We start from the raw sequence: 18,018 nt of genomic DNA, 5'->3' as shown, positions 1-18,018 counted from the left end.
TCCTAATACATTAATCCATGAATCTGAAATCAGGATATCCGGTTAAGCAATTTGACCAACCGGTAAAACGTTACTGCCAGACACTTGAACTTAAGTATGACCCTGCCCTCATTGAGGAATACAAATATTGGCATCGGCCCGAGAATCGTTGGCCGGAAATTCCACAAGGGATTCGTGAAGTAGGAATTCTCGACATGGAAATTTACTTGTTGGGAAGTTTGCTCTTCATGATTGTGGAAACACCGCTTGATTTTGAGTGGGACAGTGCTTTTGCCAAACTGGCAGTCCTGAACCGCCAGGCTGAATGGGAAGAGTTTATGGCTAAATTCCAGTTGACAAAACCCGGCGCTTCTTCAGCTGAGAAGTGGGTATTGATGGAACGGATTTTCAGTCTGTAGATTACTCCTGATTTCAATTTATGAGTGTAAATAGAGAACACAGAAAATATAAAGCCACGAATTCACGAATCAAAAGAGATGATAACAACTTTACGTTGGTTAAGAATCAGATTTTGCGAATAACACCTATCCTTTTTCAGAAATGAAAAAGGAGAAGATGCATATTAAATTCGTGTCGAAGCGGCTTAAAAGCATAAACATTGAACAATAACAGAATAACAACGATGAAAGCAGTTCAAATCCCGGCACCCTCAGAGATGTGTGTCGTAGAGGTTGCCAAACCTCAAATCAAAAGCGATGAAGTTTTATTGCAAATTAAATATGTCGGCTTCTGTGGCTCTGACCTGAATACCTTCCTCGGTAAAAATCCGATGGTGAAATTGCCGATTGTTCCGGGTCACGAAGTGGGAGCGGTAATTGCCGAAATCGGCGAAAACGTACCTGCCGGTTTCGAGGTAGGTATGAGCGTAACGTTGAATCCATATACCAATTGCGGTAAATGTGCATCGTGTCGCAATGGCCGTGTAAACGCGTGTGAATTCAACCAGACTTTCGGTGTGCAGCGTGATGGCGCAATGCTCGAATATCTGGCTTTACCCTGGGGAAAAGTAATTCCGGCTGAAGGTATCTCTCCGCGTGATTGCGCCCTGATTGAGCCGATGAGTGTGGGCTTCCATGCGGTTGACCGTGCTCAGGTGACCGACCTTGATAACGTAATGGTAATCGGTTGCGGTATGATTGGTATGGGAGCGATTGTTCGCGCTTCATTGCGTGGCGCTACCGTTATCGCCGTAGATATTGACGACGAAAAGCTTGCTTTAGCTAAAGAATATGGAGCAAAATACACCATCAACAGCAAAAGCGAAAACGTGCACGACAAAATGCGCGAATATACCGGAGGCTTTGGCGCTGATGTAGTGGTGGAAGCCGTTGGAGCACCTCCCACTTATGTGATGGCTATTGATGAGGTGGCATTTACTGGCCGCGTCGTTTGTATCGGTTATGCTAAAAGCGAAGTGGCTTTCCAGACCAAGTATTTCGTGCAGAAAGAATTGAATATTATGGGTTCGCGTAATGCGATGCCGTCTGACTTCAGAGCGGTAATCAACTATTTCCGCAATACGAAAAACGACATTACCAGATTCATTTCAGCTGTTGCGAAACCGGAAACCGCTAAAGATGCAATGGAGGCCTGGGCTGCAGACCCTGGCAAAGTATTCCGCGTATTGGTTGAGTTTTAACCGGAACTATTTCTGAGACATAAAAGCAAACGCAAAGTCGATAAAATTGCATGGATTCAATTATTTGGACTGTAATCAGACCGACTTTGCGTTTAATTCCTTTATTTTGTTTCCGAAACATATCCCTGAATCATTTACCTTTTTATATCTGAAACATGTCAAAACACAAAATCGTAAGCAGAGAAAATCTGCTGCCGTTTATCCTTGTAACGGCTCTTTTCTACCTGTGGGCAGTGCCCAACAATCTCAATGATATCCTGATTCCGCAGTTCATGAAGTCGTTTGAACTGAATCGTCTTCAGGCTGGATTGGTTCAGTCGGCTTTTTACATGGGGTATTTCCTTTTGGCGATGCCTGCCGCTTACATCATGGACCGTTACAACTACAAGACGGGAATGATTATTGGTTTGCTGCTGTTTGCCGCAGGAAGTTATATGTTTTATCCTGCAGCTATGACCGGAACGTACGGTCTGTTCCTGACAGCACTGTTCGTTATTGCCAGTGGTCTGGCTTTCCTTGAAACCGGTGCAAACTCCTTTATCTCCGTGCTTGGTGACCCGGATACTTCAGCCCAACGTCTGAATTTCTCCCAGGCATTTAACCCGCTGGGTGCGATGAGTGGGGTATTGATTGGAAATATATTTATCTTCTCCGGCGTTGAACACTCCGAAGCACAGGTAAATGCGCTGAAGGCGGCTGGTAAATACCAGGAATACCTGCACGGTGAGATTATGCGGGTAATTCCTCCTTATATGGTGATTGGTACTGTGATTCTGGTGATGGCCTTCCTGATCTGGAAAGTGAAGTTTCCTGCCGAAACAGAAACCGGAACGCATGACAAATTAGACACAGAAAAGCCAAGCGGCCACGGACATTTCTCAAAACTGTTCCAGTATCCTCACTTTGTAAAAGGTGTTGTTGCCCAGTTCTTCTATGTGGGCGCACAGGTAGGAACCTGGAGCTATATGATTCCTTACATTAAGGATTATCTGGGTAAATCGGAAAAAGAGGCCGGTGGATTCCTCTTTGCATCCTTGTTAGTATTCGGTTTTGGCCGTTTTGTTTCTACAGCATTGATGAGAAAAGTCAACCCGCATAGTCTGATGGGACTGTACACGATTATAAATGTCGTTTTGGTTGCTCTTGCCGTTTTATTCCCGGGAGTTATCGGTGGGTATGCGATTGTGATTACCAGTTTCTTCATGTCGCTGATGTTCCCGACCATTTTTGCATTTGGCGTGAAAGGCCTTGGACCGAATACCAAAATCGGTGGTTCTATGATTATCATGGCCATTATCGGTGGTGCCATCTGGACGCCAATCATGGGGCTGATTGCTGATAAAACTCACAGCATGGCGTGGGCGATGATTGTTCCGCTGATTGGATATTTGTACGTAATGTACTACTCTTACATCGGTTCAAAACCTTCCGGTCCATTGTTTGACGGCGATGAGAAGGTGGTTATTTCGCACTAAATATCTCATTTCGATAATTAAAATCCTGTGGTAGAAAGTTCTATCACAGGATTTTTGCTATTTTTGGATTCCAAATAAGATAGCTCTGTTGTAAAACATATCTATAGCTAATTCATCTCCCGCATTACCACCTTATCTTTGCATAACAGTTCAGGATAGATAATTCAATGAAAATCAAATTCTCCCATTCAACATCAAAAATAAAATCAGTAGTAGATGGTGTGTCTCATGCTATCATGAAAGGAGAATTAAAAGGGGGCGATAACCTGCCTTCTATCAACGAGATGAATCGCCGGTATAAAGTGTCGCGTGATACTGTATTTAAGGCCTATCTTGAACTTAAAAGAAGAGGACTTGTAGATTCCACTCCCACTAAAGGGTACTACGTAACCGGCGAGGTGAATCATGTCCTTTTGTTGTTGGATACCTATTCCGCATTTAAGCAAAGCCTTTATAATCAGTTTGTTTCTAACTTGCCGAAAAGCTACAAGGTTGATCTTCTATTTCACCAGTACAATCCGCATTTGTTTGAAACCATCGTGCGGGAAAGTCTGGGTAAGTACAGCATGTATGTGGTGATGAACTTCTCAAACGAAGAGTTGTCGGACTGTTTGAGTTCAATACCGACTCAGAAGCTGCTCTTGCTTGATTTCGGTAGTTTCGATAAAGGAGAAATACCTTATCTGTGCCAGGATTTTGGGGAATCCTTCTATAACTGTCTGGTTGAGGGGAAAGAGCAATTGCTTAAATATAAGAAGTTTGTGTTTCTATTCCCGGAAGAGCTTTATCACCCACTGACTTCCATTGATTATTTCAACCGTTTCTGTGAAGAGAACAATCTGGAGAGTGAGGTGATTCGTGAGCAATCAGAATGGAAAGGAGTGGAAGCATCGACACTGTATCTCTGCATTCTTACTGAGGATATGGTGAAAGTGATTAAGGAAGCGGATGCGGCCGGATTTACATTGGGCGAAAATATCGGATTGATTTCCTATAATGAAAACCCTGTACTTGAGGTGATTAAAAATGGCATTTCTTCTATTTCTATCGATTTCGGTCTGATGGGAGCGAAAGCGGCAGAATATGTCAAGACCAAACAATTAGTCCAGGAGTTTTTACCAACAGAACTTATTTTAAGGGGCTCGGTGTAGCTCTTTTTTTGAGAATAAAACAGCATAGTTCAGCATTGTCTGTTTAATTATAAAACAAAACGATTTTACCATAAACACAAAAATGAAGACCGGAAGATATCAGGGAGAGAATCCTAAAGTAGGTATTCGCCCGATTATTGATGCACGTCAGGGAGGCGTTCGTGAATCCCTCGAAGTGCAAACCATGAACATGGCTAAAAGTGCCGCAGAACTGATTAGTTCTACTCTTAAATACAGCGATGGTACACCCGTACAATGCGTAATCGCTGATTCAACCATCGGCCGTGTAGATGAAGCGGCAGCCTGTGCTGAAAAGTTCAGACGTGAAGGTGTGGGCGTTGTCCTTTCCGTTACTCCTTGCTGGTGCTACGGAAGCGAAACCATTGAATACGATGCTCAGGTGCCAAAAGCGATCTGGGGATTCAACGGAACAGAGCGTCCGGGTGCGGTTTATCTTGCTGCGGCATTGGCCGGTCACACTCAGAAAGGCCTTCCTGCATTCGGTATTTACGGAAAAGACGTACAGGATAACAGCGACACTTCTATTCCGGCTGATGTTAAGGAGAAAATCATCCGTTTCGTTAAATCAGGCTTGGCAGTAGCAACTTTGCGCGGTAAATCCTATTTGTCTATAGGCTCTGTATCTATGGGTATTGCAGGTTCTATCGTGGATGCGGATTTCTTCCAAAGCTACCTCGGCATGCGTAGCGAGAATGTCGATATGACTGAAATCCTTCGCCGCATAGAGCAGAATATCTTCGACCCAGAAGAGTTCAAAAAAGCTATGGCGTGGACTGAAAAGAACTGTAAAGCTAACGAAGGCGAAGACTTTAACGATGCCGATAAACTCAAATCCCGTGCTGAACTGGATGCCGACTGGGAATTTGTTGTGAAAATGACCCTTATCATCCGTGACCTGATGATTGGTAACCCGAAATTGAAGGAACTTGGTTTTGCAGAAGAAGCATTGGGACACAATGCCATTGCATCCGGCTTCCAGGGACAACGTCAGTGGACTGACTTCAAACCAAACGGTGACTTCTCTGAAGCGATTCTGAACTCATCTTTTGACTGGAACGGTATCCGTGAAGCATTTGTAGTGGCTACAGAAAATGATGCGTTGAATGGTGTGGCGATGTTGTTTGGTAAACTGTTGACCAATACCGCTCAGGTATTTGCCGATGTTCGTACTTACTGGAGTCCGGAAGCGGTTGAGCGGGTTACCGGTAAGAAACTGGAAGGCCTTGCTGCAAATGGACTGATTCACCTGATCAATTCCGGTTCTGCCGCTTTGGATGGTTCCGGCGAACAAACCAAAGAGGGACAACCTGCTATGAAGCCTTTCTGGGAAATCACAGAAGAAGAGGCGGATAAATGTCTCAAAGCAACTACCTGGTTCCCTGCTGCGCGCGGTTATTTCCGTGGAGGTGGTTTCTCGTCAAACTTCCTGTCAAAAGGAGGAATGCCCGTAACCATGGCTCGTGTGAATCTGGTAAAAGGCCTTGGCCCTGTTCTTCAGATTGCTGAGGGTTGGACAGTCGATATTCCTGCTGATGTTCACCAAATCCTGAATGAGCGTACCGATAAAACCTGGCCAACCACCTGGTTTACTCCGCGTCTGACCGGTAAAGGAGCCTTCCGTGATGTTTATTCGGTGATGAATAACTGGGGCGCAAATCACGGTGCATTCAGCTACGGCCACATTGGCGCTGACCTGATTACACTAGCCTCTATGCTTCGTATTCCGGTGTGTATGCACAACGTGGATGATGAACAAATCTTCCGTCCGAGCGCATGGGCTTCATTTGGTATGGATGCCGAAGGCTCTGATTACCGGGCTTGCCAGACATACGGAGCACTGTATAAATAATTTTTGAATTAGCAGATTTGAGAATTAGCAAATTAGCAGATGGGCTTAATCTTTAAATTCTCACATTTTCAAATCTGCTAATCTGCTAATTGATTTTTATCTTCATAATAGTTGTAAATCTTTGTGGTAGGAGTTTTGTAACCAAATGATGGATAAACAAAAAGAGCTGACCGGAATTTCCAGTCAGCTCTTATTTCTTGTTTACTCAGAGACAGCTGTTTTTTATTTCTTCTTGATCTCAAAACGGCAAAGCTTATTGCCGTTTGACCAGCAGTCGATTTCTTTCACTAGAAAATCTATCCCCATATATTCTCTCAGGATACCGGAGATGAATCCTTCATCAAATCCGCAGACGGTTTCTTTACTGTCAGGCAATCCGGAGCAATCGAGGTCTTCCGAGACAGTGACAATAAAGTGCAGGTTTCCAAGATCTGTTTTTTCTACTTCAAGAAGCCCGATGTTGAACTCTTTTAGTTTATCTGCCAAATGTATGAAAAACTGGCAAGCATCAAGATTTGTATCCAGATTATTTATGCAGAACTCCATTCCGGCCATTAATCCGGCATTGTAGAATATTTTTTGTGCTGCCTTGCCTCCATATTCCAGAGCAATGGCACTGCGAACAGAAAACTGGAGCATACGGTAAATCGAAACGTATGTCGTGTTTCCCAATTCCGGACGACCTAATTCTATATCACCCAAATCACTCCATTGGAATGTGTAGTTATCTTCCCTCATATTGTTGAAATCACTTTATTTATAATAGATTTAGATGCTATCTAAATTGTAATCAGCTTCTTATATGACCCTGTAAGACCGACCGGGGTGGTTGTAAACACCTGCTGTTATACTTTGTTGGTGTGTTATGTTGTTGAAAAACAGTGTGATGTGATTTAGTGGCCAGGCCTTTTATTTAGATAACCATTTGTTTGCGACAATAAATTACTAAAAAACTGTCAGTAATAAAAATGATGACAGGTGATTAATCGTATTTACAACAATGTAATGATTACAACGCAGGGGGACCTCTTCTCTCTTTCATTTGTTTGAATTTCTGGCAGATAAACGTTGGGGAAACAAAAAATGACTACATTTAGTGCGTTTAACTTTTAAATCAGAATACTATGGTACTTGTAGTTCTTGGAATAATAGTCTTGATTGCCGGGGGCGTTGTTTCTAAAGTGGCAAAACCGACGGCTGTTTATGGCCGTTTTGTAAAGATTGCCGGATTGGCGCTTGTCATCCTTGGATTGGGTGTTGCCTGTATCGTTCAGATTGAGCCCGGAGAAGTTGGTGTACAAAAACTTTTTGGGAAGGTCAGCAATGAAACTCTGGAGAGTGGATTAAATGTGATAAATCCATTAGTAGATGTTGTGCCGTTTAATATAAAAACGCAGAACTATACCATGTCGGGTGTCCACGATGAAGGAGACCGAAGTGGAGATGATGCTATTCGCGTGCTTTCGGCTGACGGGCTTGAGGTGGTTATTGATCTCACGGTACTATATAAAGTGATCCCGGCTGAAGCTCCCCGAATTTTAAGAGAAATTGGCCCCGACTATATTAACACCATAGTCCGGCCTATTTGCCGTACCAAAATCAGGGATAATGCGGTTTATTACGATGCGGTAGCGCTTTATTCCACGAAGCGTGATGAGTTTCAAACGCGGATTTTTAAAACCATTGAACACGATTTTCAGAAACGAGGACTCGTATTGGAGCAATTGTTGGTGAGAAACATTACTTTGCCCAAATCGGTCAAACAGACCATAGAATCGAAAATCAATGCTGAGCAAGAAGCGCAGAAGATGACCTTTGTCCTGCAAAAAGAGCGTCAGGAGGCAGAACGGAAAAGAGTGGAGGCTCAGGGTATTGCCGATTACCAGAAAATCCTGAGCACCGGACTGAGTGATAAACAGCTGCAATACGAGATGATCAAAGCCATAGCGACATCTCCCAATGCAAAACTGATTATTATGGACAGTAAGAAAAGTGCCCCGATAATTGTGGATGGAAAATAAAACACTTATATACGAAAAAATCCCCGGCCAATTAAACTGACCGGGGATTTTTTCGTATAAGTGAGTTTATTGCATCATACTGATAATAGCTCCTGTTTCAGGGTTTAGAATGACTTTACCCGGAGCTTTCTTGTCATTAAACAGGTTGGTCGGGAAGTTAGCCTGAATACCAAACTGTGTCATGGTAAATTCCTGTGTCAGCAGCGGCTTGTTGTCGTAAGAAACCGTTGCTTCTCCTTTGCCCGGAATGTTATAAATTAAGCCTTTCTTCTCCTTTGCTTTTTGTTTCGGGTCTGGCATAAATTGCTTCCGGTCGGTGGCTTTCAGGTCAATGTAAACCGGTCCGCCGGACAGGTTCTCTTTTTCCACTAACCCTAAATGTTTGGAGAAGCGGAACAGTACCTGGTGGTTCACTTCGTCACCAGTCGGTATGTATTTGATTCGGGCAAATTGTTTTTCCACCTGAGTAGTACCCATGAAGAGAGCCATCAGAGAACTTTCCTGCTCATCCAGTTGAGCAAATAACACCTTTAATCCCTCACCGTCTTTAGGGGCATTTTCAGCATCGCCGGCAAGTAGGTCGGTGCGGCTTTCCCGCAGTTTGAAGATTTGTTTGGCAGCCACTTCAGCCATTTTAGCAACAGAGCCTGACGCCAGGGCTTCTTCCGAAAGCACGTTTTGTGTCCGGGTGGGTCCTGCTTTTAATATCTGATTTTGTGGTAATTCCGGAATCCTGACAGATATGGTATCGGGATTTGTATTTACAGCACAGAGGATGCCATCGCTATTGAGGATGATATAGGGCAGCGACGATTTAAACTGCACCATGCAGGCGCTTTTTTTGTCAATGGTCGAATGAGAGAACGCCGCGACTTTGTCTATTGTAAAGAAGGTGCTGTCGGCAACTATGGGGTTATTGATTCCCAGTAACTTTTCTGCATACCGGAAGTAAGGACCGGCTTTCAGTGAGGTTTTGGTATATTCAACATCAAAGTATAATACCGTTTTGGGCAGTGAATAGCTCAGGCCGAAATCGCTGGCCTTGGTTGCTGAAAGTTTTTGCCATTCTGTCTGGCTGTAAGCAGATAAAGAAAACAGCAGTCCGCAAAGGAAAAGTATCTTTTTCATTGAAGTGCATTTTTAGAAATAACCGGATAATCGTAACTGGATTACCCTGAAAACCGGACTTCAAAATTAACAATTAAATTTCTGAAACCGACAAGAATGTGGGAAAATGCACTTACCTGTACTCTTTAACCTTGAGGAAAGAGGTGGTAAATCGCTTCAGCCTGTTTGATCAGGTCCACTTCATCCGTTGTCTGGCATTTGACATGGACCATATCGAAAGCTGCCGAAAACTCATCCGGGGTAAATGACATGTCGCTTCTATCCAGCAATTCGTGTAGTTCTTTCTTGTTTTTACAGGAAAAACAGGTTTTGCGGAAATCGGCATCACCGGTAATGTTCCGGATAAAAAGGATTGCGTTATTGAGTGCCATAATGATTCAGAGTTGAGATGAGTGTTAGTTTTTGCAAGCGGTAGACGAGCAACTGTTACAGGATGTGCCACAACCGCTGTCTGTCAGTGCGTCGTGGATGGTAAACGGTTCCAGTTTACGGTTGCGGAACAGGTCGAGGTTGCGCTCCAGTTCGGTTCCCCTGGATTTGTAAACCTTCAGGCCATTGTCGTTGAACAGCCCGAGAGCCATAAACTTGATATGGTTGGTAATCACACCGCAGATGTCCTGATTTGCAAATTCTTTTGCAATATTGCCGGTCAGTCGGATAACCTGACTGGCTTCCATCCAGTCGAGATGATTTTTCTCAATGTCATAAAGGCAAACGTGACTTGAGGTGTTAAAGCCATCGGCGATGGTCAGTTTGTGGGCTGAATTGTCAACCACCGGAATCATGATTTTCATAACCTGCTGATTTTTGAGTTGAACGTATTTTCGTTATTTCAACTATTACAAATGCAGTGCCAAAAATATAAATAGGTTGATAATCAGTAGGTAGGTGCGTGGGGCGGTTTTGTTTCTACAAAAATGTAGCTAATATTTTTTGCCTTTTGACGGGAATGTAGGAGATGAAAAATCCCCGGCAAAGTGAATTTACCGGGGAGTAATATCGTTATAATGGATTTATTTCAACGTCTTAAAAGCTCTGCCCAGCGCAGCAATGATATCTCCGGCAATCAATGACTCTTCCGACTGTTCGTCTAATGCCAGGTCACCGGCCAGGCCATGCAGGTAAACACCCAGGCGGGCAGCCTCTTCGGCTTTGTAGCCTTGAGCGAGCAAAGCGGTAAGGATGCCGGTAAGTACATCTCCCGAACCTGCCGTTGCCATGCCCGGATTACCGGTGCTGTTGAAAATCAGGTTGCGGTCAGGAGTCGCAATAAGCGTGTAAGCTCCTTTGAGAATGATAGTCACATTCATTTGACGGGCAGCATTTTGGGCTTTGGCAATGCGGTCGTAAGAATATTTACTTTGGCCGAAGATACGTTCAAACTCCTTCACGTGAGGCGTGAGGATGCTGTTTGCCGGAATTTGCTGCAATAACTCTTTCTGGTTGGCAATGATGTTGAGGGCATCGGCATCGATAACCATCGGTTTCTGGCACTCGCTGAGCAGTTTGCGCAACATCAGTGAGACGTCACTGCGGGTAGAAATGCCCGGTCCGACAGCTACCACATCGAAATTATCCGGGATGGAAACTTCGGTAACCAGTTCATTCGATTTATCTGCGAGGAAAATAGCTTCGGGGACAGCCGTTTGCAATACCGGGCAGTTGTGGGCGGCGCTTTGTACAGTCAACAATCCGGCACCTGAACGTAATGCCGCTTTCGCTGCCAGAACGGCTGCACCGGCCATACCGTAACGACCCGATACCAGAAGTACATGTCCGTATCTTCCCTTATGGGCGAATTTCTCCCGTTTTTTCAACAACGGTTTTACATCTTCGAGCTCCTGAAAGAAGAGGTTACTTGGCGTTTGCTCAATGGCTTCGGGATGAAGCTGGATGTCAAGCACTTTCCATTCACCTACATAAGCCTGATTTTCACTCAGGAAAAAGGCCAGTTTGGGAAACTGAAGGCTCAGTGTGAGGTTTGCTTTTACAATAACCGGCTCATCAGCCTGGATATTCTCCTCACCGGCCATTCCGGAAGGAATATCGATCGAGACTACGTAACCTTTTGAGTTGTTGATAAAGTTGACGACAGCCGCAAATCCACCTTCCAGCGGACGATTCAGTCCCGAACCGAATAGTCCGTCCACGAGAATGCTGTTGTCTGTGATTACCGGTTTTTCAAATTCGCTGCGGATTTCGTAAATGGTCTCCGGGAATTCAGCGAAGAGGAGGTCCCGGTTGGCTTCACATTCCGGAGTCAGCGCTTTGTTTGTGCTGGCCGGATTGAACAGATAGGTTACCACTTCATAGCCTGCATGAAGCAGCAAGCGGGCTAATGCCATCGCATCGCCCCCGTTATTTCCCTGTCCGGCAAAGATAAAGACCTCCTTATCCCTGGAAAAACGGGTGGTGAATTCATGGAAAAGCGCTTGAGCTGCACGTTCCATCAGGTCAAGGGATGAAATGGGTTCGTGTTCGATGGTGTATTGGTCGAGTTGACGAATAATATTGGTTGAAAAGAATTTCATATGTCAATAATGATTTTTTATTTTGTTTACATCATGAAACTCGCATATACTGTCATTCTCTTTTGTGGACGTAAGTGCATGCTCGTTTCAAATTTCAAGAAGTTAGTAATTGATAATTGTTGAATGTGATCATTCGGAACGCAAATTTACAAAAACATACTGCGCTTGGATAAGCCGGAGTCTGTTTTTCCTGAAAATCAGCAATTGTCCATACTTAAATTAGATGTAAACGGGCCGTATGTGCCTGATTTGTGGATATAAATGTGTATTTTTGCAGCCTAAAATTCAAAAGGAGAGGGGTGTTGAGCCTCTGAGCACCAATTCGGTATTAGTTAACAGTCGGTTATGAGCACTATTCAGGTCAAAGACAAAACCTTCACGACTTATCTAAGCAGTGAAAAGATACAAAGCCGTATTGCAGAACTGGCTGAGACGATCAATCGCGACTATGCCGGTAAAAAGCCACTGTTGCTTTGCGTGCTCAACGGTGCTTTTATGTTTGCAGCTGACTTGATGAAGCGCCTGACCATCGAATGCGAGATTTCATTTGTACGGGTAAAATCCTACGAAGGAACGCAATCGACCGGTGAAGTAAAAGAGTTGCTCGGCCTGACCGAAGAGATTGCAAACCGTGACGTGATTCTGGTTGAAGATATTGTGGATACGGGACACACGCTCTCGTTACTGCTAAAGGATTTGCAATCTCGAAAACCGGCTTCGTTGCGGACTGCGATTCTACTACATAAACCGGAATCGGTAAAAGTCCCTTTGACGCTCGATTATGTGGCTTTTAAAATTCCCAACGATTTTATCGTAGGCTACGGGCTTGATTACGATGGATTTGGCCGCAATCTGAATGACATTTATGTAATTTGTTAATATAACTCGAAATGTTGAATATTGTAATTTTTGGAGCTCCGGGTTCTGGTAAAGGTACTCAGAGTGACTTGTTGAAAGAGAAGTACAGTTTGTTCCACATCTCAACCGGAGATGTTTTAAGAGCTGAAATCAAAAATCAAACCGAACTGGGTAAAACAGCAGAAGGCTATATCTCAAAAGGTCAACTCGTGCCGGATGCTTTGATTATCGATATGTTGGCCGGTGTATTGGACAGCAACAAAGATTCTAAAGGTGTTATCTTCGACGGATTCCCACGCACATTGCCACAGGCAGTTGCATTGAAAGAGATGTTGAACGCTCGCGGAACGGATGTTTCTGCAGTTGTTGCATTGGAAGTTGAGGAAGCAGAGCTGATCGATCGTCTGTTGAAACGCGGACAAATCTCAGGTCGTTCTGACGATAACTTCGAAACAATCAAAAGCCGTCTGGACGTTTACAACAACCAGACTTCTCCGCTGATCAACCACTACAAAGAAGAAGGCAAATACAAAGGCATCCACGGAATGGGATCAATCGACGATATCTTCGGTCGTATCTCTGACGTGATTGAAGCTATCTAATATTTCTTTTGTCGGGAAGCAATAACGCGACTGAACAAGTTGTTTCAACGTGCGATATTGCTTCCTGATTTTTTCAAAGAGGGTATCTTAATAGGTAATAGTCAACTCAAAATGTTGCATGTTGTACGTTTTAATTGCCCCAAGCCCCTAAAGGGGATGTTGGTAAGTGCAAATTAATTCCGGGATACCACTAATCAAAGTCCCCTTTAGGGGTCCCGATAGCTATCGGGATAGGGGCGGGGATATAGATAATCTTAAATTTGATTGACTATAGAAAGCCGCTTTAATATCACTCGTAACACAGTAAACATGGATTCAAATTTTGTCGATTACGTAAAAATCTATTGTCGTTCAGGAAAAGGAGGAAGAGGCTCTACCCACCTGCACCGTGAGAAATTCGTAGCCAAGGGTGGCCCCGATGGCGGTGATGGCGGTCGTGGCGGTCACGTGATTTTGCGGGCGAACCGCAATTACTGGACTCTGATTCACCTGAAATATCAGCGACACGTGTTTGCCGGACATGGAGAATCGGGTGCAGGAGACCGTTGTACCGGAAAGGACGGAGAGGATAGAGTAATCGAAGTGCCATGCGGAACTGTGGTTTACGATGCCGATACCGGTGAGTTTATCTGTGACGTTATGGATGACGGTCAGGAGGTAGTCTTACTGAAAGGTGGTCGCGGTGGTCAGGGTAACTGGCACTTCCGTACGGCAACCAACCAAACACCGCGTTTCTCGCAGCCGGGTGAGCCTGCTATCGAACGTGCCGTTATTCTGGAATTGAAGTTGCTGGCCGACGTTGGTTTGGTCGGATTCCCGAATGCCGGTAAGTCCACACTGCTATCTGTTGTGTCTGCGGCTAAACCAAAGATTGCGGATTACGCTTTTACCACACTGGTGCCTAACCTGGGAATCGTTTCATACCGTGACAACCGATCGTTTGTGATGGCTGATATTCCGGGTATTATCGAAGGCGCTTCAGAAGGAAAAGGTCTAGGATTACGTTTTCTTCGCCACATCGAGCGTAACTCTGTGTTGCTCTTTATGGTGCCTGCTGATGCCAAAGATATTCACGAAGAGTACCGCATTTTGCTTCGCGAATTGCAGAATTACAATCCGGAATTGATGGATAAGCAACGTCTGCTGGCGATTACCAAATCGGATATGCTTGATGAGGAGCTGATTGCCGAGATGAGAAAAGATTTGCCTGAAATTCCTGTTGTATTTATTTCATCGGTTATCGGAACCGGAATCCAGGAGCTGAAAGACATGGTCTGGAAAGAACTTAATACTGAAGCTCCTAAAGCAGTTACTCACCGTAATCTTGAAATCAGAAAACGCGAAGTAGAGTTAGATGATGAGGATGCCGATTGGGATGAGTTTGATGACGATGATGAATTTGAACAAGACTATGATGAACTCGACTGGGATGATGAAGCATAGTCCCGAACTGCTTCGTTTTCCTTCTCTTGAAAAATATACCGGATTGACCCACTTCGTGACCACGCGTCACGGAGGGGTGAGTACCGGAAACTATGACTCCTTTAGTCTCGGACTCTTCTCCGGGGACAATCCCGATTCCGTTGCCCAAAATCGCACAATCCTTTGCAATGCCATTGGCATTTCTTCCGATAAACTTTTTATTCCTTACCAAACTCACAGTGACCTGATTGGTGTCATTGACGGGGATTTCATTTCCCAAAATGAGAACCAACAAGTTCAACTACTCAATGGCGTGGATGCTCTCATCACTGATCAGACTGACATCTGCATTGGGGTGACGACAGCCGATTGTGTACCCGTATTGATTTATGATCCTGTAAAAAAGGTAGCCGGATTGGCTCATGCCGGATGGCGGGGGACAGTGGCCCGCATTGCCGGTAAAACAGTCCGTAAGATGAATGTGAAATTCGGCTGTAATCCGAAGGATTTGGTAGCCGCGATTGGCCCTTCTATCGGTCCCGATGCCTTTGAAGTGGGGGCAGATGTGGCAGATGAATTCCGCCGGAACGGATTTGCCCAGACCATTCTTTCCAGTAACCACAAACAGCATATCGACCTCTGGAAAGCAAATCAGCAGGATTTGCTGGAAGCCGGACTGCAACCGCATCAAATAGAGATTGCCGGTATCTGCACCTTTACCGAACATGAACGCTTCTTTTCTGCCCGCAGATTGGGGGTGAAATCAGGGCGATTGGTGACGGGAATCATAATCCGGTAATAGTGAGTTGTTACTGATTTATTTGACAAGCTGGATAACCGTCGTTTTCCATTCATATCACCGATACTATCTTTGCACACCCCGCATTCACTTTTTCTATAGTCAATTCGGTTATCTCAGTCATTCCGAATGAATATTCCGGTATTTTTAATCCGGATATCAAACTGAAATACCCTTCACAAAGATGCTTTCATCCGATCATCCTCCTATCAACTTGCCTATCCACCCACATTTAACCCTGATATAACCCTTATCAAATCCAGATATAACCCCCATTTAATAAAATATGGATTTAATCTGGATGAAAAGTGATTTTAATATCAGGGGATTATCTTTACGTATGCAACTAGGCAAGAAGGAGCATAAAGGTTGCTATGAGCGGAATTTTAATATTTGTTACTTCTAGTGGTTTAGGTGAATATCCGGATATTCAATAAAAAGAAACCTCCACCGGAAATCCCGATGGAGGTTTTTAAGGTTTAAAGAACTAATACTTAGAATAATCTGATGATTCGTTTAGAAACAGAGCCCTGATCGGTACGAACTACACAGATAAAGATAGATTGGTTAGCTGCCAGGTCAGAGTCTAAGATCATGAATGACTTAGTGACGCCTGCTTCAAGGCCGTCGCCGACATAAGAAGTAATGAGTCGTCCGGTCAAATCATAGATATCAACTCTTGCAGTACTGGAATTAACCGGTGACATTACCTGTACTTCGGTAAATGCCTTGAACGGGTTAGGTACAACCTGTACGGTTATATTACCACTTTCAGTCGGAATAATGCTTGGAGCATCTGATGTTGCTGTAGCAGATCTTACTGCCGGTGGGAAGAAGATGTACTGACATTCGTCAGCTGCTTCATTGAACATAGATACAGCATTGTTGATTGCACTTAATGAAACTCCTGTATTAGCACCTCCTAAGGCATCACTAGCTAACTTCAAGATGTCTGTAACAGTGAACGGAGGAGTGAAATGACTCCATACTGCGTTCGGAATCGTGTAGGTTACAGCATCGCCTAATGGATAATTAGGTAAAGCTAAAGAACATCCGGCAGCACCTCTGGTGTAGAAGCTTTGGTTGTAGATGTTGACTGTACCCAAATTAGGATCTAACCTTAAGTTCAATGCCAGAGTTATTGTTTGAGCAAGCAAAATGTTGTTCAATCTACCTTGTTTGGTCAACAGCGGACCAGGAACACTTCCTAAGTTACCACAACTCCAAGGTCCAATCGGAATTACAGCAGGTGTGCCTCCACCTGGTAAGATAGATCTTACACAAGCTGCATTGCCGGCATCAATAGTAAATAATCTTGGAGATATACCGATAACGATCGGTGTATTCAACAGATTCTGTACCAAAGTGTAACCCGGAGTGCCATCGCAGAACTTGCCTTTTTGGTTACCGTAGAAACCTTGAGTCAAAGAACAGTAGCTGGTTAAGCAGTTTTCGATAGTAACGGAGACTGGTTTCATGTCAGTACATCCATAAGGTGTTGTAGCCTTGATTTGGTAAATGCCTGATTCTGATACTGCTTCCGGATGAAGCAACGGAGTTGTTCCATTTTCATAGAAGTAGGTCAGTGTTGCACCGTACAATGTGCTACCGTCAGTTACTGCAGGATCGGTCAGATCTACGGTAAATGGATAACAAACTGCAGAAGGATTGTGGGTTACTAATACAGGTAACGGTTCTATATCTACCTTTGTCGTAATGGAGTCCACGCACCCAGCCGCATTTGTTACGATGACCTTATAGGTACCGGCATTTGCGAGTGTTACATTCGGGATAGACGGATTTTGCAGAGCAGAAGTGAATCCGTTCGGACCTTTCCATAGATAGGATGTGCCACCACCGGAAGTCAGGTTCAAAGTCATTCCAACGCAAATCGGGCTGTTGCTACCGATAGTCGGAGTCGGCAAAGCGTTGATGACCACATTGGTAGTGATAGAGTCCACGCAACCGGCCGCATTTGTTACGATGACCTTATAGGTACCGGCATTTGCGAGGGTTACATTCGGGATAGACGGATTTTGCAGAGCAGAAGTGAACCCGTTCGGACCTTTCCATTGATAGGATGTGCCACCACCGGAAGTCAGATTCAAAGTCTTACCAACGCAAACCGGGGTATTGCTACCGATAGTCGGGGTCGGCAAAGCGTTGATGACCACATTGGTCGTGATAGAGTCCACGCAACCAGCCGCATTTGTTACGATGACCTTATAGGTACCGGCATTTGCGAGGGTTACATTCGGGATAGACGGATTTTGCAGAGCAGAAGTGAATCCGTTCGGACCTTTCCATAGATAGGATGTGCCACCACCGGAAGTCAGGTTCAAAGTCTTACCAACGCAAACCGGGGTATTGCTACCGATAGTCGGGGTCGGCAAAGCGTTGATGACCACATTGGTCGTGATAGAGTCCACGCAACCAGCCGCATTTGTTACGATGACCTTATAGGTACCGGCATTTGCGAGGGTTACATTCGGGATAGACGGATTTTGCAGAGCAGAAGTGAA

The 18,018-nt window shown here is 44.5% G+C and carries 16 protein-coding genes; 10 read left to right on the top strand and 6 right to left on the bottom strand.

Features of this window, described 5'->3' with window-relative positions:
* Positions 1-17: 17 nt before the first annotated feature.
* The 5 genes from MLE17_RS07060 to fucI all read left to right on the top strand — a co-directional run bounded on the left by MLE17_RS07060 (position 18) and on the right by fucI (position 6,135).
* Positions 18-398, top strand: coding sequence for an L-rhamnose mutarotase (locus MLE17_RS07060; protein WP_243348052.1), 381 nt, complete (start codon positions 18-20; stop codon positions 396-398).
* 224 nt (positions 399-622) lie between these two features.
* Positions 623-1,639, top strand: coding sequence for a zinc-binding alcohol dehydrogenase family protein (locus MLE17_RS07055; RefSeq protein ID WP_243348051.1), 1,017 nt, complete (start codon positions 623-625; stop codon positions 1,637-1,639).
* Between the two features lie 155 nt (positions 1,640-1,794).
* Entirely contained in the window at positions 1,795-3,114 is a 1,320-nt protein-coding gene (fucP, locus tag MLE17_RS07050; RefSeq protein WP_243348050.1) for an L-fucose:H+ symporter permease, read from the top strand.
* Between the two features lie 167 nt (positions 3,115-3,281).
* The gene (locus tag MLE17_RS07045; protein ID WP_243348049.1) at positions 3,282-4,265 is read left to right on the top strand and encodes a GntR family transcriptional regulator; all 984 of its coding nucleotides are present in this window, start codon (positions 3,282-3,284) and stop codon (positions 4,263-4,265) included.
* Between the two features lie 82 nt (positions 4,266-4,347).
* Positions 4,348-6,135 carry an L-fucose isomerase gene (fucI, locus tag MLE17_RS07040; RefSeq protein ID WP_243348048.1) on the top strand — a complete coding sequence of 596 codons (1,788 nt, stop codon included), beginning with the start codon at positions 4,348-4,350 and terminating at the stop codon, positions 6,133-6,135.
* Positions 6,136-6,357: 222 nt separating this feature from the next.
* On the opposite strand, the gene MLE17_RS07035 is transcribed toward fucI, so the two are convergent.
* The gene (locus MLE17_RS07035; RefSeq protein ID WP_243348047.1) at positions 6,358-6,873 is read right to left on the bottom strand and encodes a V4R domain-containing protein; all 516 of its coding nucleotides are present in this window, start codon (positions 6,871-6,873) and stop codon (positions 6,358-6,360) included.
* 386 nt (positions 6,874-7,259) lie between these two features.
* On the opposite strand from MLE17_RS07035, the gene MLE17_RS07030 reads away from it, so the two are divergent.
* Positions 7,260-8,156: a prohibitin family protein gene (locus MLE17_RS07030; protein ID WP_243348046.1), complete on the top strand. Its 897-nt coding sequence runs from the start codon at positions 7,260-7,262 to the stop codon at positions 8,154-8,156.
* Positions 8,157-8,222: 66 nt separating this feature from the next.
* Here MLE17_RS07030 and MLE17_RS07025 read toward each other — a convergent pair whose 3' ends face one another.
* The 4 genes from MLE17_RS07025 to MLE17_RS07010 form a co-directional block, all read right to left on the bottom strand.
* A complete protein-coding gene (locus MLE17_RS07025; RefSeq protein WP_243348045.1) occupies positions 8,223-9,284 on the bottom strand; it encodes a DUF4831 family protein in 1,062 nt (353 codons plus the stop codon).
* Positions 9,285-9,409: 125 nt separating this feature from the next.
* Positions 9,410-9,655, bottom strand: a complete 246-nt coding sequence (locus MLE17_RS07020) for a hypothetical protein (protein ID WP_243348044.1) — start codon at positions 9,653-9,655, stop codon at positions 9,410-9,412.
* A gap of 24 nt (positions 9,656-9,679) precedes the next feature.
* On the bottom strand, positions 9,680-10,078 hold the full coding sequence (locus MLE17_RS07015) for a NifB/NifX family molybdenum-iron cluster-binding protein (protein ID WP_243348043.1): 399 nt from the start codon (positions 10,076-10,078) through the stop codon (positions 9,680-9,682).
* A gap of 219 nt (positions 10,079-10,297) precedes the next feature.
* The gene (locus MLE17_RS07010; RefSeq protein ID WP_243348042.1) at positions 10,298-11,815 is read right to left on the bottom strand and encodes an NAD(P)H-hydrate dehydratase; all 1,518 of its coding nucleotides are present in this window, start codon (positions 11,813-11,815) and stop codon (positions 10,298-10,300) included.
* Between the two features lie 345 nt (positions 11,816-12,160).
* On the opposite strand from MLE17_RS07010, the gene hpt reads away from it, so the two are divergent.
* The 4 genes from hpt to pgeF all read left to right on the top strand — a co-directional run bounded on the left by hpt (position 12,161) and on the right by pgeF (position 15,496).
* Positions 12,161-12,694, top strand: coding sequence for a hypoxanthine phosphoribosyltransferase (hpt, locus tag MLE17_RS07005; RefSeq protein ID WP_243348041.1), 534 nt, complete (start codon positions 12,161-12,163; stop codon positions 12,692-12,694).
* Positions 12,695-12,705: 11 nt separating this feature from the next.
* Complete coding sequence (locus MLE17_RS07000) at positions 12,706-13,275, top strand: adenylate kinase (RefSeq protein WP_243348040.1); 570 nt, start codon at positions 12,706-12,708, stop codon at positions 13,273-13,275.
* Between the two features lie 309 nt (positions 13,276-13,584).
* The gene (obgE, locus tag MLE17_RS06995) at positions 13,585-14,718 is read left to right on the top strand and encodes a GTPase ObgE (RefSeq protein WP_243348039.1); all 1,134 of its coding nucleotides are present in this window, start codon (positions 13,585-13,587) and stop codon (positions 14,716-14,718) included.
* Entirely contained in the window at positions 14,705-15,496 is a 792-nt protein-coding gene (gene pgeF, locus MLE17_RS06990; protein WP_243348038.1) for a peptidoglycan editing factor PgeF, read from the top strand. The genes obgE and pgeF overlap by 14 nt, the downstream gene beginning before the upstream one ends.
* A gap of 494 nt (positions 15,497-15,990) precedes the next feature.
* Here the strand turns inward: pgeF and MLE17_RS06985 are convergent.
* Positions 15,991-18,018 (bottom strand): hypothetical protein (locus MLE17_RS06985; RefSeq protein WP_243348037.1); only part of this gene is annotated, 2,028 nt, incomplete at its 5' end.

This window comes from Parabacteroides sp. FAFU027 (genome assembly GCF_022808675.1).
Lineage (GTDB): Bacteria > Bacteroidota > Bacteroidia > Bacteroidales > UBA7332 > CAXXIC01.
This window is presented reverse-complemented; position numbering and strand designations above follow the sequence as displayed.